At 69.4% G+C, this 22,055-nt stretch carries 14 protein-coding genes; 3 read left to right on the top strand and 11 right to left on the bottom strand.

All coding sequences use genetic code 11. From position 1 onward, the window contains the following. Positions 1 to 204: 204 nt before the first annotated feature. Entirely contained in the window at positions 205 to 3,174 is a 2,970-nt protein-coding gene (locus TsocGM_RS20030) for a zinc-dependent metalloprotease (RefSeq protein ID WP_199756846.1), read from the bottom strand. Between the two features lie 518 nt (positions 3,175 to 3,692). On the opposite strand from TsocGM_RS20030, the gene TsocGM_RS20025 reads away from it, so the two are divergent. Together TsocGM_RS20025 and TsocGM_RS20020 are read left to right on the top strand one after the other, a co-directional pair. Beyond that, complete coding sequence (locus tag TsocGM_RS20025) at positions 3,693 to 4,829, top strand: RNA polymerase sigma factor (RefSeq protein ID WP_126727243.1); 1,137 nt, start codon at positions 3,693 to 3,695, stop codon at positions 4,827 to 4,829. Between the two features lie 237 nt (positions 4,830 to 5,066). Further along, positions 5,067 to 5,717: a CHRD domain-containing protein gene (locus TsocGM_RS20020; RefSeq protein ID WP_126727242.1), complete on the top strand. Its 651-nt coding sequence runs from the start codon at positions 5,067 to 5,069 to the stop codon at positions 5,715 to 5,717. A 113-nt stretch (positions 5,718 to 5,830) separates the two neighbouring features. On the opposite strand, the gene TsocGM_RS20015 is transcribed toward TsocGM_RS20020, so the two are convergent. From TsocGM_RS20015 to TsocGM_RS20000, 4 genes are all read right to left on the bottom strand, one after another. After that, positions 5,831 to 6,556 carry a 3-keto-disaccharide hydrolase gene (locus tag TsocGM_RS20015; RefSeq protein ID WP_126727241.1) on the bottom strand — a complete coding sequence of 242 codons (726 nt, stop codon included), beginning with the start codon at positions 6,554 to 6,556 and terminating at the stop codon, positions 5,831 to 5,833. A gap of 223 nt (positions 6,557 to 6,779) precedes the next feature. Then, positions 6,780 to 9,143, bottom strand: coding sequence for a glycosyltransferase family 39 protein (locus tag TsocGM_RS20010; RefSeq protein WP_126727240.1), 2,364 nt, complete (start codon positions 9,141 to 9,143; stop codon positions 6,780 to 6,782). A gap of 333 nt (positions 9,144 to 9,476) precedes the next feature. Continuing rightward, positions 9,477 to 11,708, bottom strand: coding sequence for a hypothetical protein (locus TsocGM_RS20005; RefSeq protein WP_126727239.1), 2,232 nt, complete (start codon positions 11,706 to 11,708; stop codon positions 9,477 to 9,479). Between the two features lie 435 nt (positions 11,709 to 12,143). Next, a complete protein-coding gene (locus TsocGM_RS20000) occupies positions 12,144 to 14,420 on the bottom strand; it encodes a CehA/McbA family metallohydrolase (protein WP_199756845.1) in 2,277 nt (758 codons plus the stop codon). A 669-nt stretch (positions 14,421 to 15,089) separates the two neighbouring features. Here TsocGM_RS20000 and TsocGM_RS19995 point away from each other — a divergent pair. Then, positions 15,090 to 16,373, top strand: a complete 1,284-nt coding sequence (locus TsocGM_RS19995; protein WP_126727238.1) for an AsmA family protein — start codon at positions 15,090 to 15,092, stop codon at positions 16,371 to 16,373. An 84-nt stretch (positions 16,374 to 16,457) separates the two neighbouring features. On the opposite strand, the gene TsocGM_RS19990 is transcribed toward TsocGM_RS19995, so the two are convergent. From TsocGM_RS19990 to TsocGM_RS19965, 6 genes are all read right to left on the bottom strand, one after another. Beyond that, positions 16,458 to 18,305, bottom strand: a complete 1,848-nt coding sequence (locus tag TsocGM_RS19990; RefSeq protein ID WP_126727237.1) for a UbiD family decarboxylase — start codon at positions 18,303 to 18,305, stop codon at positions 16,458 to 16,460. Continuing rightward, positions 18,266 to 18,565, bottom strand: coding sequence for a hypothetical protein (locus tag TsocGM_RS19985; RefSeq protein WP_126727236.1), 300 nt, complete (start codon positions 18,563 to 18,565; stop codon positions 18,266 to 18,268). The genes TsocGM_RS19990 and TsocGM_RS19985 overlap by 40 nt, the downstream gene beginning before the upstream one ends. Before the next feature lie 91 nt (positions 18,566 to 18,656). Next, positions 18,657 to 19,463, bottom strand: a complete 807-nt coding sequence (locus TsocGM_RS19980) for a DUF1295 domain-containing protein (protein ID WP_126727235.1) — start codon at positions 19,461 to 19,463, stop codon at positions 18,657 to 18,659. 11 nt (positions 19,464 to 19,474) lie between these two features. After that, on the bottom strand, positions 19,475 to 20,578 hold the full coding sequence (locus TsocGM_RS19975) for an SAM-dependent methyltransferase (RefSeq protein ID WP_126727234.1): 1,104 nt from the start codon (positions 20,576 to 20,578) through the stop codon (positions 19,475 to 19,477). Beyond that, positions 20,575 to 20,940, bottom strand: coding sequence for a DUF1475 family protein (locus TsocGM_RS19970; RefSeq protein ID WP_126727233.1), 366 nt, complete (start codon positions 20,938 to 20,940; stop codon positions 20,575 to 20,577). Before TsocGM_RS19970 ends, TsocGM_RS19975 begins: the two co-directional genes overlap by 4 nt. Next, positions 20,937 to 22,052 (bottom strand): SAM-dependent methyltransferase, encoded by a 1,116-nt coding sequence (locus TsocGM_RS19965; protein WP_158633652.1) that lies wholly within the window; start codon positions 22,050 to 22,052, stop codon positions 20,937 to 20,939. Before TsocGM_RS19965 ends, TsocGM_RS19970 begins: the two co-directional genes overlap by 4 nt. Positions 22,053 to 22,055: the final 3 nt, after the last annotated feature.

Below are 22,055 nucleotides of genomic sequence, written 5' to 3'. Positions count from 1 at the left end.
CCGGGGACTGCCTCACGATCCTCGCCGATTCGCAACGGGAGACGTTCGAGAGAGCGCCGGTGTGGGCCTTCCCTCGGGGGGGGCATCGGTTGGTTGGTCGGTGGGGGCCGGGTCGGGAGGAGACGCCTGGTCCCGGCTTCCTGGCCCGGCTGGTTGGTGGTCCCCCGCTCTCCGAGGGGGGGAGCGGGGGACCGGTGGGGGTGGTCAGCGGGACGACGGGGCGGCCTGGTCGCCGAAGATGATCATGGAGCGGGAGGGGGAGGGGGAGAGGTCGTCGGTGTTGTAGATGAGCTGGGCGTCGAGGGCGCGGTCGATCAGCTCGCAGGCGGCGAGCAGGTGGGCTCGGGTGTAGGGGTCGATGTCGTCCTTGCCTTCCAGGGCGGTGTCGCACTTGGCCTTCAGCTCGAGCAGTTCCATGCGGGCGAGGGTGGCGATGGGTTTCTGGGCGGCTCCGGTGCCGCCGTTGGGGAGGGTCAGGTCGATCAGGCGTTCGAGGTGCTCGCGCTGGAGGTTGCGGCGGAGGCTGGAGATCATCGGCTTGCGGTCGGTGAAGGGGCCGTCGCCGGGCTCGTCCAGCTCGGTCCAGATGGCGGAGGAGACGGTGTCGAGCAGTTCGGGGAGGGTCAGGGCGTCCTCGTCGGCGGGGGTGCGGAACTCGTTGTCGTACACCCGGCGGAGGGTGGTGGGGTTCAGGAGCATGGTGAGGGCCGAGGCCTGGATGCCGATGATCCGGTCGTGGATGGGCCAGGCGGGCTCGTCGTTGAGGGCGGAGCGGAAGTTGTCGCCGTCGAGCCACTTGTCGACCGACATGCGGCGGAGCAGTTCGGGGGAGAGGCCGAAGGCGTTGTCGTCGAAGGCGTTCTCGATGATGAACGTCAGGGCGGCGCGTTGCTGGGAGGCGGGGACGACGACGACGGGGTCGCGGTCGCCGGGGTCCCCCTTCTTGTCTCGGTTGACGAAGGCGCCGCCGATCCAGTTGGCCATCATGTTCAGGGCGGAGACCTGGAAGCCCAGGGTCATCTCGTAGCCCTGGCGGGCCTTGGCCCAGCTCTCGCCGTCCGTGACGAAGGCGTCGAGCAGGCGGCCGCGGTGGTAGCGGGCCAGGCGCATCTGGTTTTCGGCGTAGTCGAGCGGGTCGCGGGAGAAGTCGTAGCGGCGGGCCAGGGGGTCGGGGCCTCCGGTGTCCTCGTCGGTGGCGTAGGCCAGCTCCGGTTCGGAGACGCGCTCGAGGATCGACTTCAGCCGCTTCTCGTCGAAGGTGTAGCCGTACTCGATGGCCCAGAGGTCGTAGGGGCCGATGGTGATCATCGTGTAGTCGCCCTGGACCTCGCCGGCTTCCATGTTGATGTTGACCGGGTTGTAGTCCATGACCGAGCCGGTGAAGGGGATTTTGCCCTTGAGCTCGTGGCTGTTGATCTTCTCGAGGGGGAAGACGCTGGACGCTTTGAAGTTGTGCCGCAGGCCGAGGGTGTGGCCGACCTCGTGGGCGACCAGGTCGGCCAGCAGTGGGCCGATGAATTCCTCGGGGATGCCGTCGAGGAGCTCTTCATCCTTCTTGGGCGTGTCGTCCTCCTGATCCTTCGAGTCGCCGTTCTTCTCGGGATCGTCGGCGATGGCGGCCAGGTGGAGGCGTAGGGCGGCGACGTCTCGGGACTTGCCCGAGGCGGCGAGGCAGAGGCCGTTGACCTGGCTGAGCCGGCCGACGAGGCCGTCGAACTCGTTGTCTCCCATGAGCCGGGGGTCGACGAGGCCGGCGGGGTGGCCGCCGAGCTGCTGGGGGCCGCGCCGGGCGCGCTGGGCCAGCAGCAGGTCGCGGTCGGCGGGGGGGGCCATGCGGATGCGGGGGTCCCACTGGGGGTTGGTGTCGAGCCAGGCGAGGGTTTCGGGGCTGAAGCCTTCGAGGGCGATCTTGGGGAGTTCCTGGAAGTAGTCTTTCCAGAAGGCTCGGATCCAGCCGTCGGTGAGGATGATGTCGGCGTCGAGGATCTGGCCGGTGATGGGGTTGACCCGGCTGGGCCCGATGGCGGTGCCGACGTCGTTGTTGAGCCAGCGGATGAAGTTGTAGCGGACGTCTTCGGGGTCTTTCTCCATGTGGGCGCCGGAGGCGGCGTCCTGGTAGTAGACCTCGATGGCGTTGGAGATGCCGACCTTCTCGAAGGCCTGGTTCCAGTAGAGCAGGCCCTCGCGGACCCATCGGCGGTAGCGGATGGGGGTGGTGTGCTCGATGTAGAAGACGATGGGCTGCTTGGGGGGGCTGACCTTGAGGCTGGGGTCGGCCTTTTCCAGGTGCCAGCGGTTGATGTATCGGACGCGGCTCTCGCCGTCGGCGTACTTGCCGAGGTCGGAGTAGGCGGTGGTGAAGTAGCCGACGCGCTCATCCGCCTTGCGGGGGCGGTAGCCGGTGTTCTCGGGGATCAGGCTGAAGGAGTAGTGCAGGGTTTGGAGCTGGCCGTTGTCGGTGGGGACCTCGTAGGCGACCTCGACGTTCTGCTCGAAGGCCTTGGCGGTCTGGATCGTTGCCAGCCGGGGGTTGGCGATACGGACGCCGGGGAAGAACTTGCCGACCTGGCCGAGGAGCAGCTCGTCGAGGTCGATGACCGGGCCGCCCATGGGGACGATGGTGAGGATGGGGATGTCCAGCAGGACGCGGTCGGTGAAGAGGCGTCGGACGGAGGCCTTGGACTCGTTGTCGCCGTTGGAGCGGACCTCGACGTTGGGCTGGATGAGGGCGAGGCGCTTGTCGAAGGCCTTCCAGTAGACGTACATGTCGCCGGACTGGAGGCCGGCGAAGCGTTCGCCGCTGGCGACGGTCAGGGCGATGTAGTGCTTCTGCCTCATGTACTCGCGCGGCAGCTCGGCGAGCATCTGGCCGTCGCGCTTGCGGACCCAGAGGGTGTAGAAGCTGGGCTTGCCGTCGAGCATGGAGACGACCTTCTCGTACCCCTCGGTCACCTGGTCGAGGGGGGGGAAGTCGTCGGGGCGGGGGGAGGGGCCGGAGGGGCCTCCCGAGGCGAGGCGGGCGGCCAGCTCGGCGGGCAGGCCGGGGGGCAGGGCGTTGGGTGCGGACACCGCCGGGTCGTCCTGCGCGGGGGTGATCGTCGCCGGGCCGGCCAGCAGGGCCAGGCCCACCATCGGGGCGATCCAGCGGGCCCCGGGACTCAGGGTACGCATCATGGGTGCATCTCTCGGAAGTGTCGGTCGGAGCGACGGGCGGACGGGGAGCCAGGGGCTCCCGGTCGGCTCGGGGAGGGGGGGCGTGGCCCGTCGAGCGGCCGGGGGGGCCGGGGAGGATGGCATCCCCTCGGGGATCTTCGAGCGTCATCAAGACGGGAGGCGGCCCGTTACGGATTCTTCAGGCCGCATCACCGTGATTATCGTGACGCATTTCCCGACCGGCAACAAGGGCCGCGCCGAAGGATCCCGGCCTCCGGGGGCCGAGCGGGCCGGTTCTGCCGATCGTGCGCGCGATCGCGGGGGAATTCCCCGCCCGGGATGCCCTCGGGGGGAGGTCGGCTCGCGGGGGGGCGTGACCGAAGCGACGGTGTCATCACCACTTGGAAAAAAGGCTCGTCCGGAGAGCCGGGGCGGTGCACTCTGATAAGGTGTGCGGGTCGAGGCGGACGGGCCGTTGACCGGTCCCGGCCCCGGTTGAGGATGATTCTGGGCGGGGCGACCCATCGGAGCCACGGCCGATGACGGACTCGGAATGTCTGGGAGCGTTTCTCGGCCGCCAGGACGTGGAGGCCTTCGAGGCCCTGGTCCGTCGCCACGGCCCGCTGGTGCTCCGGGTCTGCCGGGACGTGCTGGAGGACCCGGACGACGCGGAAGACGCCTTCCAGGCGACCTTCCTCGTACTGGTGCGACGGGCGGGGGCGATCCGGGACCCCGACTCGCTCGGTCGCTGGCTCCACGGGGTCGCTGTCCGGGTCGCGACGCGGGCCCGAGCCGATGCCCGTCGCCGGAAGGCTCGGGAACGCCTGGGGGTGGAGATGGCGGCCGAGGCCCCCGATCACGACGAGCTGGCGCTCCGGGAGCTGCGGCCGGTGGTGCACACCGAGCTGGGCCGGCTCCCGGAATCGCTCCGCGCCCCCCTGGTCCTCTGCTACCTGGAGGACCTCTCCTACGAGGACGCCGCCCGACGGCTCCGGCTGCCGCTGGGCACGTTCAAATCCCGGCTGAGCCGGGGCCGGGAGCTGCTGCGATCTCGGCTCACCCGCCGGGGGATCGCCGTCTCGACGCTGCTGCTGGCGACCCTGCTGGGGGAGCGGGCTCGGGCCGTGCCGCCGGACCTGCTCGCCGCGACGGTCAACGCGGGGGCCCTCGTCGGCCGGGGCTCGCACGCCCTGCCCCCGACGATCCCCTCCCGGGTCGCCAGCCTGGTGGAGCGCGAGCTGGAGGTGCGGTCGCTGCGGCGCTGGGCCTCGCTGGCGGTGCTGGCCGTCCTGCTCGGCGGCCTCGGCCCGGCCTTCGTCTTCCTGCTCTCCCCGGCGGTCGGCGCGACGGTGGCCTGCGGCGGGGTCGACGGCGGATCGTCGGGTCCGGGGGGGGCCGGCCCGAGGGCCGGAGTCGCGGGCTCTCAGGGGGCGACCACCCGAGCGATCGCCGGCGGGGCGCCCGGGGGCGGAACCTCCCGAGCGTCCAGGGAGCCGTTCGCCAGCTCGGAGTTGGGCCGCGACGGGGAGCCTCGAGGGCCGGAGGGCCCGGCCGGGCCGGTCGGTGCGATCGCCCGGGAGGCGACCGCACGGGCGGTCGCCGTGCCGATGCCGATGCCGATGCCGATGCCGGGGGACGGGGTCGGCACCCGCCGGTCGGCGTGCCTCGTGGATTGAGCCGAACGCCGGCCCATCGCTCGCCGGAGGCTCCCGCCCCGCCGCTTGAATCCCGCCGGAGCCGCCCGGGGGCGGTCGGGTCGGCCCGCTGGCGATCGCCTCCGCTCTCGGGGCCGCCGGGGCGCCGGGGCGCCGGGCCGGCCATGGCCCCGATCCGAGACGGTGCCGATCGGGAGAAACGACGCCCCGACCGGGGCCTTGCCCGATCGGCATGAACCTGGAGAAGGAACCGCTACGATGAATCGATCAGGCTTCGCGACCGTGGCCCTCCTGGTGGCGCTGGGGATCGGCCCCTCGGCCCGGGCCGAGACCCTCTTCACGGCCCGGATCTCGCACGATCAGGAGACCGTCCAGGGGGACTTCCTCACCAGCACCGGCGCCCCCCGGCCCGAGTCGTTCGGCTCGGCGCAGTTCATCCTGAACGACGCGATGACGGCCCTGACCTTCTCGGCCGTCGTCTACAATATCGACTTCACCGGGTCGCAGACGGCGGACCCGTTCGACAACCTGGTGGCCGCCCACATCCACGCCCCGGCCGCGCCGGGGACCAACGGGCCGGTCGTCTGGGGGTTCATCGGCTCGCCGTTCAACGACACGAACCCCACCGACACCGTCGTCACCCCGTTCTCCTCCGGGGTCGGGGCTTGGATCACCAGCAAGTGGGACCTGACCGAGGGGAGGAACACGACCCTGGCCGACCAGATCCCGAACCTGAAGGCGGGGCTGGCGTACATCAACTTCCACACCGTCCAGTTCGGCGGCGGGGAGATCCGGGGCCAGATCCAGATGGTCCCCGAGCCCTCCTCGATCGCCCTCTCCGGGGTGGGGGCGGCGGCGATCGCCCTGCTGTCGCTTCGGGCGACGCGCCGAGGGATCAGACGGCGCTGAGGTGAGGGGACGGGGGGCCGCTGGCCGCCGGCCCCCCGTCGCTCGCTCCCGATCGCCGGGGCCGGGCCGGGCCGAGCGGCCGGGACCCCGGTCCGGATCGAGGCGGGGCAGGCTCAGCGATCCAGGGGCAGGAGCTTCACGTTGCGGTAGAAGACCTCGGCCCCCTCGGACTGGAGCAGGATGCGGCCGGCGGTCTCGCTGGAGGCGGTCCCCTCGTTGACGACGGTGCCGTTGACGATGTTGACGATGCGGTCGCCGTCGCAGACGACCTCGATGGTGTTCCACTCGCCGTTGGGCTTCTCGGCGTCGGTCGTCTTGACGAACCGGCCGCCGGTCTGGGCCTTGCCGCCGACGGTCAGGCTCGTGCCGCCGACCATGTAGAAGTCGCCGCAGTCCCCTTCCTGGATCTGGCATTCGATGGACTTGGTCCAGATCCGGTCGGGGCCGACGCAGTGCAGCAAGACGCCCGAGTCGCGCTTGGCCTCGGCCCGGGGGGGCCAGCGCGTCTCTCCCCACTTGAATTCAAGCACGAGTCGGTAATTCTGATAGGCATCCGTGGTGGTCAGGCAGGCGAAGCGCTCTCCGGTGACGTGGAGGACGCCGTCCTCGACGGTGAAGATCCCCTCGGTGCTCGACTCGGGGCTGTAGGGCTCGGTCCGGGGGTCGACGAAGACGGTCCAGTTCTCCAGGTCCCCTTCGTGCAGCAGGACGATCGCCTCGCCCCCCTCGGTGACGTCGATCGCCTCGTCGGCGGCGAGGGCGAGTGCGGCCGGAGCGCCGAGGGCGGCGGCGATCAGGCCGAGGGCGATGGAGCGGATGGAGCGGCGTCGGGGGTGCATCGCGTCTTCCTCCAGGTCGGATCGGCGCCCGGGGCCGGCGGGGGTCGCCGTCGGGGCCAACCTTGGCCGGCATGGTAGCACCCGCCCGGAGGGGGGGCAACGAGCGGGGGCCGCGCGGGGGGGGAGGACCGATCGGGCCGGAGCATGGGCGGGCACGCCGCCCAGAACGCCCGGAGTGACGATCCGATCGGGCCGGGCCGGGCCGGGGCTTGGGCCGTTCCGCTCATCGCCTCGGCGGGGAGTCGCGGGGGGATCGGGCCAGCTCGGGATCGGGGGAGGCCCAGGTGCCGGAGCGAGGGTCGAAGGCGAGGAGGTCGAGGCGGCCGTCGCCGTCGAAGTCGCCGGGGAAGAGGGGCGAGGGGGATGCCGGGCAGAGGGGAATGGAAGGTGAGCCGGGATCGAGGGGCAGGTGCAGGGGGGGGGAGTCGGGGAGGAACAGGATCAGGTCGTCCCGGCCGTCGCCGTCGAGGTCCCCGGCGGCCGGGGTGCCGCCGGGAAGGCCGGACGAGACGGCGAGGGCCGCCTCGGTGGAGCGGAGCAGGAACCAGGAGCCGGAGTCAACCTGGTAGACACCGAGGTCGTCCCGGCCGTCGCCGTCGAAGTCGCCGGGAACGGGGAGGGGGTCGCCGCCGAAGTTGGCGGGGTGGCCGAAGACGACCTCGGCGGCGGGGTCGGGCATCACGAAGGCGGCGCGGCGGGGGTCGAAGGCGACGGGCTCGGTTCGGCCGTCGCCGTCGTAGTCGCCGGGAGCGGGGAGCATGCCGGGCGAGCGGAGGACGTCGAGGGGATGGGGGCCGTCGGCGGTGAGGGTGAGCCAGTCGCCGGGATCGGGGCGGTAGAGGACGGGCTCGGCTCGGCCGTCGCCATCGAAGTCGCCGGGGGAGGGGATGCCGTCGGGGGGGCCGAGCAGGAGGGTCGACCGGCCGGAGGCGTCGAGGATCGTCCAGCGGCCGGAGTCGGCGTCGTAGGAGGCAAGGTCGTCTCGGCCGTCGCCGTCGTAGTCGGCCGGAGCGGGGAAGACCGCGGGGACGCCGGGGGCCCGGCGGACGACCCGGATCGGCGGCTGGCCGTCAGTCGCCACCTCGACCCGAAGGATCGCGGGCGCTGGCACCGCCGCCCGGATCGCTCGATCGGCCGGCCCCCCGGCAGAGGAGAGCACCACTCCCCCCGATCGCAAGAGCCCGGGGAGCTGGCCGGCGAGCCGATCGAAGTCCAGCACCCGGACCTCGTCCCGATCGAGGCAGGAGAACGCGATCGGCCAGAAGAGGTTCCAGCGGTCGCAGACGACGGAAATCCGGTCGTCCGGGGATCCAGACGGCCGGCGGCCGTCCAGGGCCTCGCCGAGCGCGAGGAGCCGGGGGTCGGGAGCGTCGCGGCCGAAGGTCCAGATCGACTCCGAGGCGGGGGCGGATCCCGCTCGGCTGTCCTGGCATCTCGAGTGGTCGACGGCGCCAAGGTCCAGGCCCAGCAGCAGCGCCAACCCGGCGGCCGAGGCCGCCGCCGTCGCCAGCCCCGGAGCGAAGGCCGGGCTCCGGACGATCGCCCCGACGGCGGCGCGCAGCAGGCAGGCGAAGGCGAGGACCGAGGGAACCAGCAGGCCATGCCCGTTGCGTCCCAGGTTCGGCCGGAGCACCTCGGACCCGGACAGAACAAACAGCGACCCCGCCGAGGCCAGCGCCCCGACAACCAGCGCGACGCGGGCCCACTGGCGGCGCCGGATCATCGCCGAGAGCCCGATCGGGGCGACCGTCAGCACGACCCCCCAGAAGATCGTCTCTCGAACCGGCATCGGAGTGTCGCCGATGGCGAGCAGATACCTCCCGAAGCGGGAGGCGAACCGGATCGGGTCGTGCGGGGCGCCCAGGCCGATGCCGTAGGAGGCCATCACCGCCTTCGTCCCCGGCCGCAGGGCGGTCCACGCCGCGAGCGAGGCGGCGATCGCGGCGATTAGCCCCGATCGCAGCGCCAGCCCTCGCCAGGACCGGGGAGCCGAGCCGTCCTCGGGCCATCGCCCGTTCCCGCAGTAGACCGCCAGCGCCGCGGGCAGGGCGAACACGGCGGTGGGATGGCAGAGGTAGCCCAGCCCCATTGAGGCGATCAGGCCGGCCGTCTTCCGCCGGAACGCGGCGGCGAGCATCAGCGTTCCGAACAGCGGGACGAGGGAGACGTCGTGCCCCGTCCGGGACGCCAGGACCGCCGCCGGCAGGGCCGCCAGCAGCGCCGCCGCGATCATCGCGGTCGAGCGGTCGAGCACTCGGGAGAACCGCCAGGCGCAGAGCGCAACCGCCAGCAGGCCGGCGACGGTCGACGCCGATCGGACGATCCAGAGCTCCGGCCCGAGGGAGAGAATCAAGGGGACCTGCACCGGGGCCTGAAACAGCCACATGGGGTTGCCCGTCGGGGTCGACGTGGCGAAGGGCTGCCCCTGGGCCATCCGGCCGGACATGACGGCGAACCAGGCCTCGTCGCCGTCCGGCAGGGGCAGCGAGCCGAGGCTGCTGGTCCGCAGCCAGCCCCCCAGGACGAACACCGCCGCCAGGGCCAGCGCCGGCAGCATGGCCAGCCCGATCATCCTCCGCTTCGGCATGCGTTGGGCTCCGGACCTGTGATCCCGATCGGAGAGACGCTCCTGGTGGGGCCGGAGAGGCTGAGGCCGGGTCGAACCCAGCGTCGGGAGGCAGCCGGGTCTGGGGGCGACCCGACCCCAGTCACCCCAGGGCCGGAATGATGATCGATCCGATTTGTCCGTCGTGATGATCTTCCTGAATGCACGTGTGAGCTTCTCTGGGATCGCCTCGAGCGTGGGCGGGCACGCCGCTGGCGGCACTGGCTCTCCATCGGGCGGAGGGATCGGCCCGAAGCACCGATCGATCTGTGGCGATCTCGGCGTTCCATGAACCGGCGTCCGAGGGTTCCGGGATCATCGGGTTCTGGAGTTGTCTCCCGGGCTCGCGATCGCGAGGGGATCGCCCGGCAGCGCGACGATCGTGCCGGCCCAGAGGCTGAACGGGTCCGACTGGCCCAGGGCCCGGAGCTCCGAGGCGGGGCGGCCCTCGGAATCGCAGGAGAGCGACAGCTCGACCAGGCCGGCGGGCAGGGAGAGCGGGGGGCTCACCGCCAGGCGGACGGGGCCCGGCTCGACGGTCCAGCGCGCCAGCTCGGCGCCATCTCGGAGCAGGGCCACCTCGCGACGGGACCGGTGTCCGGCCAGCTCCATCGCCAGGCGGATCGGCCGAGCCGGGGACGGATTGTAGACGACCAGGCCGGCGGAGCGCTCGACGGCGCACTCGCGGCGGTCGTCTCGGGCCAGCCGGGTCCGCCAGCCGGCCAGGGGCAGCAGCAGGGGGGACTCGGGGGGCGGCAGCAGTTCTCGGTCAAAGACAAGGCGATCGCCGTCGTCGAGGATCAGGGCGGGCGCGAGCGCCTCCCGGATCCGGGAGAACCGGGAAGCGGCGGGCCCGTCTCCGGCCGCGCTCGAGTGGAGCACGAGGAAGCGGTAATCGTGGGCCGAGAGGTACAGCCAGGCCAGGTCCCGGAACCGGGCCGGCGCGGCGAGGTCGACGGCCGCTCGGTCGGGATCGGCGGGGAAGGACGGGTCGGAGAGCATCGCCGCGTGGAAGGGCGAGGGCTCGGTAATCAGATGCTCATATTCGGCGTTCGGGAAGGAGGTGTAGCCGGCGGAGGTCGGCAGGCCGTGGAAGGACGACCAGTAGGCGCAGATGGCCGAGCGGATCACGTCTCCCTGGGGGGCGTCGAGCACCCGGGCGTCGGGGTCGAGACGCCGGAGGGTCTGGTAGAGGGGAGGAACCTCGGGGATGCGGGTGGTGGGGAAGGGGGCGTTGGAGAGGTCGAGCACGGCCAGGATCGCCAGCGAGGGGACAAGCAGGGACCGGGCCGGGCGCCAGCGGAGCCGGGCGAGCAGGTCGCGGAGCCCGGCCGAGGCGATCGCCACGGCGACCGCCGCGGCGAAGAGGTTGAAGCGGGCGGGGACCCGGATCGGTCGGAAGACGGGAGTGTGCTCGCGGAGCCAGTGGGCCGGCAGCCTCAGCGTGACCGGCCCCAGCTCGACCGTCGCGCCGAGCGACAGCAGGACCAGCAGCGCCAGGGCCGACCACCAGAACCCCCGGCGATCGAACCGGACCCGAGCCGCCGCCGCGTAGGCCAACAGGCCGATCGTGACGACCCCGAGGTAGGACGGCACCTTCAGGTCAACCTTCGGCCGGAGCCCGGCGCGGTCCAGCAGGCGGCCGGAGGGGAGCCGGGAGTCCGGCAGCAGGTAGCCGAACAGCGAGGCGCCGTAGCGGCTGAACTCGGAGTCGGGCCGGCTCATCGGAAAGCCGTGGACCATCGCCCAGAGCTGGCCGGAGAAGACCAGCGCCACCGCCGGCAGCACCGCGATCGAGAACCCGACGAACCAGGGCAGGCGCCCCCGGGCCCAGGCCCGAGTCGCTCCCTCCCGCCGGGCTCGGGCCAGCCCGAACAGAACGTACAGCGCCGCCGGGAACGCCCCGAGGATCCCGAAGTACGGCGCCCCCGAGGCCAGGGCCGCGTACAGGGCGGCCGCCGAGGCACACCGGCCGGGGCCGGGACGGTCGACGAACCGGATCCAGGCGATCAGGAAGAGGGGGAACCAGCCGATCGAGAGCATCTCCAGCGCGCCGTGCGCGTTGAACAGCACCGGCGTGCTCAGCACGAAGGCCAGCCCGGCGAGCGTCGCGCAGCGGCCGTCCCGAGTGATCCACCAGCCCAGGGCGAACCCGGCGAAGGCGGTGAAACCGAGGCTCCCGAACCAGAGAAGGTTGTAGGCGAGGGCGTCTCCGGAGACGACCGCCGAGAGGGGCAGGAACCCGAGGCCCTGGAAGATGAGGCCCGGCATGTAGCCGAGGGGGGCGCCGACGGGGACCTGGATGGTGGAGCACCAAAAGGGCGGTCGGCCGGCGAGCAGACACTCACGGTACCAGCGGAGGATCCAGAGGTGGAGCAGGGGATCGCCGAGGTCGCTGTGGGGGATGCTGGTGGTCGCGTCCCGGGCGGCGGGCCAGGTCGCGGCGAGGATCGCCGCCGCGTAGAGCCCGGCGGCGACGGCGATCGTCCGCCAGCCGGGGCGATCCGGCGCGATCCGGGGCTGGGTCGGGGGGCGATCCGTCGCCACGGCGGGATCCTCGGAGGGACGGTCGGACGGTCCCCCCTCCTCAACCGGGAAACCGTCCGGGGGGAGACTACCCCGGCTTCCGGAACCCGACAACGGCATTTTGCGGCGGGGTCCCGCGCTCCCGCGCCGGATCGTCGCCGCGTCAAGATTCGCTTGCTCGGGAACGTCTCTCGAATCGGGCTCGCCGGATGGTCGCCCTCCCCCTCATCCCTGTCTCGAGGGAAGGGCCAGAGTGGGGGGGCGACGCCGGGAGCGAAGCCCGAGTTCCTCGCCCGCCGGCCTCGTCCTGCTGAATTGCCTGGGGAGATGAACCTTGGCGGTTGGGGGTGGCCGGGGTCGTGTCGACCCCGGGCGGGGGCCTTCGATCCTTGAGGGATCGCCGCGCTCGCTCCCGGCCACCCCGGCCTTCCGCTCAGCCCTCCTCGAGAGCCGGGATCACTCGACGTCGCTCTCGGCGAGGATCTTCTGGTAGGCCTCTCGGGCGACGTCGTAGGCGGCCTCGGCGGCGTCGCGTTCCTCGGGGCGGATGTTGCGGACCTTCTGGGACCAGCACTGATCGACGGCCTTGAGGCACCACTCGGCGGAGCGCCGGGAGGCTCGGATGGGAGCGCCGGCGACCGTCACGAAGATCGGATTGGTATGGGAGCTGGGATAGATGCGCAGGGCGACCCAGCTGGAACGCTCGATCGGGACCTCGAAGGAGAGGTCGTTGAACTGGCCGTCGGCCTCGATCTCCTGGCGGGCGACGGGAAGGCCGTTGACGACGACCTCGACGGGGACCTTGCGGGAGTTCCCGACCCGGGCACGCTCGATATCCCAGTAGGGCTTCTGGTCGAGCGGGCGATTGCGGATGGCCTCGGTGCGCTCGTTCGGCTCGGGTTCGAGCAGGGCGGCGGCGCGGACCGAGACACGGACCTGGCCCGGCCGGTCGAGGGCCAGCTCACTGCCGTTCTCGCCAACGGCGACGTCGGCGACCTGGAAGTCGACGAGGTGGCTGCGGCCGTCGCCGACGTAAGAGCGGCCGTCCTTGATCCCCTGGACCCAGCGGTCGTAATCGAGATCGCCATCGACCTTCACATAAGAACGCCCGAGACCGACACGCTCGCCATAGATGCAGGGGAAGTCGGTCTCTCCGCTGATCCGGCAGCGGTAGCCGCAGTTAAGAGTGTGATACCAGATGTTCAATTCATAAGGCGCCGGGGTGTCGACGCTGGAGATGAAGTCGACGGCGTCGTGCACGACGTCGACGATGTACTCGTTGGCGCCGATGCCGTCGAAGGGGGGCATCTCGAAATTGGGCAGCTCCTTCGACTGGGTCTGGAGGCCCCAGCCGGAGTGGGAGAAGCCGACGACGGCCCCCTGAGACTTGCCCCACTGCAACACGGGGAGGTCCCAGCTCGGCCACTCTTCGATCAGGGTGGTGCCGGGATAGTCGTCCTCGGTGAGGCGGAGCAGGCAGAGGTGGCCGGCGTGGGAGGAGGGGAAGCCCGAGACCTCGACGTCGTAGCGCATCAGGTAGTCGGGGGTCGACAGCGGGTGGACCCGGCCGTCGAAGAACTGCTTCTGGTAATACCAGCAGGGGCCCCAGGAGAGGACGCAGCCGACGACGAGGTCCTCACCGAGGATGTGCCGCATCATGTGCTCGGGCTGCACGCCCTCGCTGGGGCTCTCGTAGTGGGCGCAGCCGGCGGCGTGGACGTGGTGGTCGCCGGAGTACCAGCCCATCGCGGCGAGGTCGGCCCAGCGCTCCAGCTCGAAGGTTTCGGTCTGGGTGCCGGCCCCTTCCTCGACGATGATCGTCTTCGACTTGATCCGATATTCAGGCCCCCGGGTGGACTCGACGGTGAAGGTCCCCGGCGGGAGGATGACCGACTCGCCGGTACGGCGGTAGATCTGCGGGTGGAAGAAAAAGTCGGGGGCCAGCCGGCGGCCCGGGGAAGGGTAGACGCGGCCGAGGTGGTCTCGGATGAGGAACGAGCCCATGACGGGGGAGCCGTCCTCGTCTCGGACGTCGAAGGAGACGACCACGCCGGGCTCGCAGCGGAAGAGGATGTCGACGTCGGAGCGGAAGCCGAGGTCCTGGGTGCCCTGGCCGACGTCGAAGGTGAGCTTCGCCTCTCGGGGGCCGGCGTCCCGGGAGTGGATCTGGAGGATCCGGTACTCCAGCGGCAGGCCGGAGAGGGTGGGGTTGAGCGGCCGGTCGTCGAACATCGAGAGCTCGACCCAGCGGTCGGGAATCGTCTCGGGGACGATCGTCTGGGGAGGGTCGGGCGAGCCGGTGGATCGCGAATAGATCGGCGCCGCGTTCGGGCTGGAGACGCGGAGCGGGGCGGTCACGCCGGCCTCGTTGTGCACCTTCACCAGAAAAGCTCGCCAGCCCTGCTGCATCAGCGAGGGAGCGGCCGGGCCCTGCTGGGCCTTCACCCGGCTCTCGGGGTTGATGGAGACGCCGACGAGGCAGTACGGATCGAAGATTTCCTGGATGGCGAGCGAGGCCTGGAACTCGTCGTCGAGGACGTAGGCGTCTTCAAGGCGCTTGAGGTCGGCCTCGGGCAGGGGACGGCCGATCATCTCCAGGGCCTCGACGACGCGGCGGGCCTGGGCCGCCAGCGGCTGGCGGGGGACGTTGGGGACCGTCGGCAGGTCGCTGCCGGTGGCGGCGGCCGGAAAGAGCAGGACGAGGGCGGTCAGGGCCCGCGTTGCGACGTTCATCGGTTCGATCCTCCCGGGGGCCGGATTCGGATCAAGGCATTCCACTGCCGCCGAACCTATCGGGGAGACGGACCGGATGCAATCGACCGGCGGGAGGTCCGCCCCGAGAGTCTTTCCTCCTCCCCTCGGCGACCGGCCAGGGTACCCGCTGACCTTCGGCCTCAAGGAATCGATCGCGGCCCCGGCCGACCACGACGGCGATCTCGTGCCCGACCCGACGGTTGAAGCCACCACCGCTCAACCCCCTCGGAGGGCCGCGCCTCCCTCACGATGAGCGTTCATGAGCCAATGAACCGGTGCCTCCGGCCCAGTGGTGGTCGGGGCGTTCTCCTCCGCTTCCCTCTCCGTTGTCCTAATCTTTTCTCTCTTCTTATTTTTTCTCTCTTCTCAAATCTTCTCTATTGTTTTCACTATGGAAAATCTTCTTTTTGATCTTGTCTTCTCTCTTCTCTTTTTTTTCTCTTCCCTCTTCTCCCCTCTTCTCCCCTCTTCTCCCCTCTTCTCCCCTCCGCCGCCTTTGATCGGGTTGGGCCGGGGCCCGAAGTTCCGCTTGCCGGGAGGGGGCGGTTGGGGTATGGTCCCCGCGACGATCCGGGCCGCCCGACCCCGCCGCTCTCGTGGCCCGGCGGGGCGGACCCGCACCGCTTACGGGCCCAACGGAGGCTCGCCATGCGAGGTCCGAGACGCCCGAGCCTCGGCCGACGCCGGCTGATTGCCCTGGCGCTGCTCGTCCCGCCGCTGTTCTGGGGCCTGGTGCTGCTCTGCTGCCCGACGGGCTGGGCGCGACGGGCCATCGAGCGGAGGGTCGGGGAGCTGACCGGCTGCCCAACGGTGCTGGAGGGGGTCCGGCTGGGGCCGCTCGGAGGCATCCGGCTGGAGGGACTGCGCGTCCGGGAGCCCGGGGCCGACGCCGGAACGCCGCCCTGGGTCGAGGCCGGGGCCATCGACGTCGACCTGAGCCTGGCCGAGCTGCTGGTCGGCCGGGCGGAGCCGAGGCGGGTGGAGGTCCGGGACCTGACGCTCCGGCTGGTCCGGGGCGAGGACGGGCGGTTCGCGCCGTCGTTTTTGCTCCGGCACGCCGACCCGGCGCGCCCGGGCAGCCTTGGCGGCTTCGACGAGGACGACGACCCGAGCGGGCCGATCGCCTTCCGGCTGGCTCGGGGGCGGGTGGTCTACGTCGACCCGGAGGTCGCCACGACGATCGCCGTGGAGAACCTGGACGGCTCGGGGACGTGGTGGCCGTCGGTCGTCGCGGTCGACGAGCTGCGCGGGACGCTCAACGGTGGGACGTTCGCCCTGGCGGTCGAGGTGGAGCGGGGCCCGACGCCGGCCTTCGCCGGGCAGGTCGAGGCCCGGGGGGTGCACCTGGGGAGCGGGGTCGGCCTGCTGACCTACCTCGTGCCGTACCTCGCCGGCGCCTCGGAGCGGCTGGAGGGTCGGCTCGACCTGGACCTGGAGCTGAAGGGGCAAGGGGCCTCCGGGCCGGCCCTGCGCGACTCGCTCAGCGGCCGGGGGACGTTGAAGATCGACCCGATCCGGCTAGACGGCTCGTCCCTGCTGATCGACCTGGCCCGGGTGGTGCCGGCGGCGCGGTACGGCAAGGTGGGCTCGCTCCGCAGCGAGTTCCTGGTCGCCGACCGCCGCGTGGTCAGCCGCCGCCTCCAGCTTGACCTGGGGGGGACGCCGATCGTGCTGGTCGGCGCCTCGGCCTTCGACGGCCGAATCCACTACCGGCTCGATGCCTCCCCGCTCGCCGGCCGAATCGGCCCCGAGGCGATCGCCTTGCTGGCCGAGACGGGGCTGGCCCCCGAGGACCTGCTCGACCTGCAAGTCACTGGCACCGCCGATCGCCCCCTGGTCCGCGTCGGCGGCCTGACCTTCGACGCCAAGACCGACGGCCGCTCGGCCCTGGAGGAGCTGGTCCGCGACCTCAAGCAGCGCCTGCTCCGCTGATCGGCCGGCCGATCGGCCGACGCGACGCCCCGGCCCGGGTCGTCGGGAGGGAGGCCCCGAGGAACGTCGAGGGGGGAGCCGGGGTCAGATCACCCCGTGCAGCGGCTTGCCGGGGGCGGCGAGGGCGTCGACCGCTCGCTCGGCCGCCGGGTCGTCCTCCAGCGGGGGGGCGTGGTGGGGCTTGATCCGGGCGTCGATCAGCAGGGCCCCGCGGCATCCCCAGTGCTTCTGGTGGGTGAAGGCGCCGATGCCGGCGATGTCCGCCGCCGGGTCGGATCGGGTGAACGTCACCCAGAGGAAGTTCCTCAGCGACCGGGCCGCGAAGTCGCTGTCGTCGACGATCACGACCAGGGGGAAGGCGTTGATCGGGTCTCCCCGCTGGAACGACCAGCGAAAGCCGGCGAGCGACTGATCCTCCCCCTTGGAGTCGGGGGAGAAGGCCGGCCCGCGCAGGACGAGCACCCCCGGCAGGGCGACTCGGGGTTCGGAGAACCCGTCGGGGAGGTTCAGGTCCGGGGGGAGGTCCGTCGGCAGCTCCCGTCTCCTGGGGCCGGCGCAGGCGATGACGACCTTCGAGCCCTGGTTGAGCCCGAGGCCGGAGTAGTCGAGCGTGTCGATCGTCGTGCGGGTCTGGAAGTGGAGGTCGTTCTCCCAGTCGGCCCGCTCCAGGAGGTGGCGGAAGAAGGCGGGGATGTCGTGGACGTCCAGGCCGGGATCATCCTCGGCGGCCGCGATCAGCAGGTACTTCGCCAGCGACATCTGCCCCTGGCCGAGGATCGCGTTCGCCTGCGTAAGAAGCTCCTGCGGCCGGCGTACCGCGGCGTAAGGGACGTAACGCTCGCTGCCGATCGCCAGCAGCAGCGGGTGGACCCCGGCCGCGTCGACCGCGTGCACCGCCTTCACGCCGGGCAGGACGGTGGGGATGAGCGGGCCGGTCAGCTCGTGGATCAGTTCCCCGAACGAGGTGTCCTCCTGGGGGGGGCGGCCCACGGAGGTGAACGGCCAGATGGCGCCGGGGCGGTGGTAGACGCGATCGACCCGCAGGAACGGGAAGTCGTGGACGAGGGAGTAATAGCCGAGGTGGTCGCCGAACGGTCCCTCGGGCTTGGTCGGGCGGTCGGGGTCGACCGTGCCGCAGAGGACGAAGTCGGCCTCGGCGGGAAGGGGCAGGGGCCAGTCGTCGGGCAGGACCATTCGCACGGCCCGGCCGCCGAGGGCGCCGGCGAAGCTCAGCTCGGGCAGCCCCTCGGGCAGGGGCATGACGGCGGCCACGGTCATCGCTGGCGGCCCGCCGACGAAGATGTTCACTCGCAGCGGCTCCCCGCGCCGGATCGCCGCGGCGTGGTGCACGCCGATCCCCCGGTGGATCTGATAGTGCAGCCCGACCTCCCGATCGGGCTCGTACTGGTTCCCGGAGAGCTGCACCCGGTACATCCCGAGGTTCGACTTCGCCAGGCCGGGGTTGTCGGGGTCCTCCGTGTAGACCTGCGGCAACGTCACGAACGCGCCGCCGTCCTTCGGCCAGCTCACGATCTGGGGCAGGGCGGAGATCGTCGTCCGGTGTTCGAGAATCGGCCCCGACCGCACCCTCCTCGGCAGCAGGTGCAGGCCGGTCGCCGGCACGTCGCGATAGCGCCACGGCCGCTTCAATCCGGCCGGCGGGCTGACCTTCAGCTCGACGAGGTGGCGGACCGCCTCCAGCGTGTCGCGGAACAGCCACCGGGTCCGCTCGATCGTGCCGAACAGGTTCCCCAGGGCCGGGAACCGGCAGCCCTTGACCCGTTTGAACAGCAGGGCCGGCCCCTGCGCCTCGAACACCCGGCGCTGCACGGCGGCCAGTTCAAGCCGGGGATCGAGCTCCTCGTCGATCTCGATGAGCTGTCCGGTCTTCTTCAGGTCGGCGACGCAATCGGCGAGGCAGCGATAGCCCATGCGTTCTCTCGGTCGGGATTGGAGCGGTCGAGGGTCAAGACGCCGACCGGCCCGGGGCGATCCGGCACGGCGATCCCCACCTCGTTATAGTATAACCGTTGGACGCGGACACCCTCCGCTCCGAAGTGAACGCGGCGCAGCGCACGTTCTTCTCCAGGAACGACTTGCGTCTTGGCGTCGCGGGTCCGGGCCTGCGTGGCGGCCTCCAGGGCGACCTTGGCCGAGAACGAGGCCGAATGACGCTTGCGTGCTCCTGCCATGAGACACCTCGGGATCGATCAAAAACCGTCGATCAGTGGAACATCCCGAGCGGTCCAGCAAACGGGGACCACTTCACATTTCGCCGGTTGCTCAACGGCGAATGTCTTTCTCGTGAGCAGCCGCTCTTAGCTTGGGTGGCCATGGAAAGAAGGCGCTCGTCCGGGCGATGTAATCCGCGTAGCCTTCTTTGTTATGTTTCAAGGAGCGTTCGAGTAAGGTCACTCCTGAAACACGAATGAGCAGGATCGACATAAGCAGCGGCCCGATAGCTGTCCACCAGGATCCCTGGCCCTGAGCCGCAAAGAAGATCCCCCACCAGACCAGAAAGTCGCCAAAGTAGTTCGGATGGCGCGTATACCGCCAGAGGCCCCGATCGAGCACCTTGCGGCGATTGTTGGGATCGGCCTTAAAGCGGGCGAGCTGGTAGTCGCCCACGGCTTCGAAAAGAAATCCTACCGTCCAGAGAGCAACGCCAAGCAGGTTCCAGAAGCCGATGGGTGACGTGTCGAGCTGTCCCGCCATCACCGGCAGGGCTACGAAGTTCATGATGATCGCTTGCAGCCCGAAAACCAGGAAGAGGCTAACCACCCAGAATTGCGGCCCGATTGAGGCCCTCATCGCCTGGTAACGGGAGTCCTCCGGAGTGCCGAACTTGCGGCGAGCGAGATAAACCGACAGCCGCAATCCCCAGATCGAAACAAGTAAGACGAGAAGCATCTTGCGCGAGGTGCTCTCCCCCGTGAGGAAGAAGGAGAGCCAGGCAATGACGACGAAGCCCAATCCCCAAAAAACATCGACGATGCTCGCATCGCGCAGCGTGATGCTCACCAGCCAGAGGAGGAACATCAGGGCGGTCGTCACGGCAAAGTTGACGCCGACCAGCTCTAACAAACTCATATCCTCACTCCTTATTGAATGGCGCCATCCTGCGCGAACGCAATGGCTTCAGTTCTTGTCGTGGCAAGGTCTGCATCCAGAGCCGTTGCCGCGGGACGGGGCTGGAGAAGGTAGTGGCCCACAAACCATTCGGACCCGCCGTTAGTGCCAAAGAGTTCCGCGCAGGCCATGAAGAAGATGCGCCAGCGTTGGAGCATGACGGGAGTCGTGTCACAATCGGTTGTTTGCGCGAACAAAACAAGTAGACGATCACGATTAATGTCCAAGTTTTTCAACCAGTCTTCACACGTTCGGGCGTAGTGCTGTCCGTTTACCTGCCAGCGACGACGGACGACCAGGTCACGGTCGAAATGGTCTAGGAGGTCGAAGGAGGGCATGAGCCCGTCCGTGAAGAAATGACGGGCCATCCAGTCATTTTTGCCGGTCGTGTTAAACAAATATGCCATTTTGCAATGGCAAAACATATGCACAAAGAGTTTACCTTCTGGACGGAGCCAGCTGGCGATACGATGGAGCAGGGTTTCGTAATTCCGCATGTGTTCGAACATCTCTACCGAAATAATCCGATCGTAGGTCTCGGCTCCGAGATCGTCGGCTATGTTGGCGGTAATGACGCGAAGGTTTTGCAGGCCCAGGGCGGCAGCGCGGGATTCGATGAACCGGCGCTGACCAGTCGAATTGGACAGGGCGGTCACGCGGCAGTGTGGGAAATGTTCGGCGACCCAAAGCGAGAGCGATCCCCAGCCGCATCCCAGGTCGAGGACATCCATGCCGTCTTCCAGGTCGGCCCGCTCGCAAGTCAGCCGTAGCATCGCCTCTTCCGCCTCCTGAAGGGTCGTGCTCTTGTCGGCGTAATAGCAGCAACTGTACTTCAAGCGAGGTCCGAGAACAGTCTCGAAAAATGCGGCAGGTCGTTCATAATGCTGCGCATTGGCCTGTTCGGTGGCTAATGCCACCGGACTCCGCTTCAAGAGTTGCAAAAATTCTTCCATGTGTTGGGCAGAGGCGTTGCGACGCCGCTCCTGCTGCAAGCGGCCCGCCAGCAAGCGACGAATGCCAACACGGATAAGCCAATCGGGCAGGTAGCCTTTTTCTGCCAAGCCAATCACGTTCATCGCGAGTTCCCGGATTCGGGGTGGTCAGGTTGTTGTGCGGGTCGCAGGAGCAAGTGCTCCCAAGAGTGATCGCGCCGAAGTCGGACCAGTTGCAACAGCATGTACACCGCCATGGCAATGTTGCCCAGTCCCATGATGGCCAGAAACCAACCCACACGTGCTGTAATGCTGCGTTCTTTGTAAGCAACCCACACGTAGAAGGTGAGAAAACCGCAATAGGCGTCAACCAAGGTGGCGACAAACCAGGGCTCCGCGAACAGGTAACCGGCCTGCCAGACGGCGCGGTCCCACGACGCCCATGCGGTCACAGCGAGCATCAGCAGCAGGACGGAAGCGAACAACGTTAGCAGGATTGCTCTCATGTGCTTGCCTTTCGTCCAGCGGTGCCAGTCGGATCATCGATCCAGAGCAGTGGACGGCGCTTGCAATAGGGCTTGGCGAGCAGGATCTGGGCAACGCCGATCTGGTTTTCCAGGAAGCCGGCTTCGCAGTAGCACAGGTAGTAGTGCCACATGCGGATGAACCGCTCGTCAAAGCCCAGGGAGCGAACCTTGTCGATGTTCTGCCAGAAGCGCTGCCGCCAGTGGGCCAGCGTTTGAGCATAGTGGTAACCGAAGTCTTCCAGATGCAGGAACCGAAAGTCCGTCGTCTGGCCGACCGCCGCGGCGATGGCGCCGATGGATGGCAGGCAACCGCCTGGGAAGATGTACTTCTGGATAAAGTCCACAGAGCGAACGTACTGGGCGAAACGATGGTCTGGGAGAGTGATCGCCTGCAACAACATCAAACCGTCGGGTCGCAGCAGACGGGAGCACTGTCCGAAAAAGCGGTCGAGGTACTGGTGGCCAACAGCCTCGACCATTTCGACACACACGAGGTGGTCGTAGACGCCCGTGAGGTTGCGGTAGTCATCGCTCAGAACGGTGATGCGTGGCTCGAGTCGGGCTTGGCGCACCCGATCACGTGCATGCTGGTACTGGCGGCGTGAAATCGTCGTGGTCGTAACCCGGCAGCCATAGTGTTGGGCGGCGTGGAGAGCAAACCCGCCCCACCCGGTACCGATTTCCAGGATGTGGTGATAGGGGGTCAACTCGAGTTTGCGACAAATCCGGTCATACTTTTCCCGGGAGGAATCGGCCAGTGTGGAGTCTGGACGCAGGAACACCCCGGCGGAATAGGTCATTGTTTCATCGAGGAACAACGCGTAGAAGTCCTCGCCGAGGTCGTAATGAGCAGCGATATTGCGCCGGCTCCCCCGCACCGTATTGCGCCGCAGGAAATGGCCCCAGGCATTGAGCCCACGCGCGAGCTGAGCGAGAACACCATCGACGGCGCCCAGAACGTCGCGGTTCCGGGTCAGCAGACGAAACAGCCCGACGAGGTCCTGGCTGTTCCACCACCCTTTGAGGTAAGCGTCCGCCGCTCCCAGGGTACCTTCCAGGCACAACGTCCGATAGAACCGGTCGTCCTCCACGCG

Source organism: Tautonia sociabilis, from assembly GCF_003977685.1.
In the GTDB taxonomy this organism is placed as follows: Bacteria; Planctomycetota; Planctomycetia; order Isosphaerales; family Isosphaeraceae; genus Tautonia; species Tautonia sociabilis.
The sequence above is the reverse complement of the archived record's forward strand: the minus strand, read 5'-3'. Positions and strand labels throughout refer to the sequence as shown.

What these genes read in the sequence shown, in the direction of transcription:
- TsocGM_RS20025 (WP_126727243.1), top strand. Translation starts at nt 3,693, where the DNA reads ATGACGGACTCGGAATGTCTGGGAGCGTTTCTCGGCCGCCAGGACGTG.
- TsocGM_RS20015 (WP_126727241.1), bottom strand. Translation starts at nt 6,556, where the DNA reads ATGCACCCCCGACGCCGCTCCATCCGCTCCATCGCCCTCGGCCTGATC.
- TsocGM_RS19990 (WP_126727237.1), bottom strand. Translation starts at nt 18,305, where the DNA reads ATGGGCTATCGCTGCCTCGCCGATTGCGTCGCCGACCTGAAGAAGACC.
- TsocGM_RS20010 (WP_126727240.1), bottom strand. Translation starts at nt 9,143, where the DNA reads ATGCCGAAGCGGAGGATGATCGGGCTGGCCATGCTGCCGGCGCTGGCC.
- TsocGM_RS19975 (WP_126727234.1), bottom strand. Translation starts at nt 20,578, where the DNA reads ATGAACGTGATTGGCTTGGCAGAAAAAGGCTACCTGCCCGATTGGCTT.
- TsocGM_RS19985 (WP_126727236.1), bottom strand. Translation starts at nt 18,565, where the DNA reads ATGGCAGGAGCACGCAAGCGTCATTCGGCCTCGTTCTCGGCCAAGGTC.
- TsocGM_RS19980 (WP_126727235.1), bottom strand. Translation starts at nt 19,463, where the DNA reads ATGAGTTTGTTAGAGCTGGTCGGCGTCAACTTTGCCGTGACGACCGCC.
- TsocGM_RS20020 (WP_126727242.1), top strand. Translation starts at nt 5,067, where the DNA reads ATGAATCGATCAGGCTTCGCGACCGTGGCCCTCCTGGTGGCGCTGGGG.
- TsocGM_RS20000 (WP_199756845.1), bottom strand. Translation starts at nt 14,420, where the DNA reads ATGAACGTCGCAACGCGGGCCCTGACCGCCCTCGTCCTGCTCTTTCCG.
- TsocGM_RS19970 (WP_126727233.1), bottom strand. Translation starts at nt 20,940, where the DNA reads ATGAGAGCAATCCTGCTAACGTTGTTCGCTTCCGTCCTGCTGCTGATG.
- TsocGM_RS19995 (WP_126727238.1), top strand. Translation starts at nt 15,090, where the DNA reads ATGCGAGGTCCGAGACGCCCGAGCCTCGGCCGACGCCGGCTGATTGCC.
- TsocGM_RS20030 (WP_199756846.1), bottom strand. Translation starts at nt 3,174, where the DNA reads ATGATGCGTACCCTGAGTCCCGGGGCCCGCTGGATCGCCCCGATGGTG.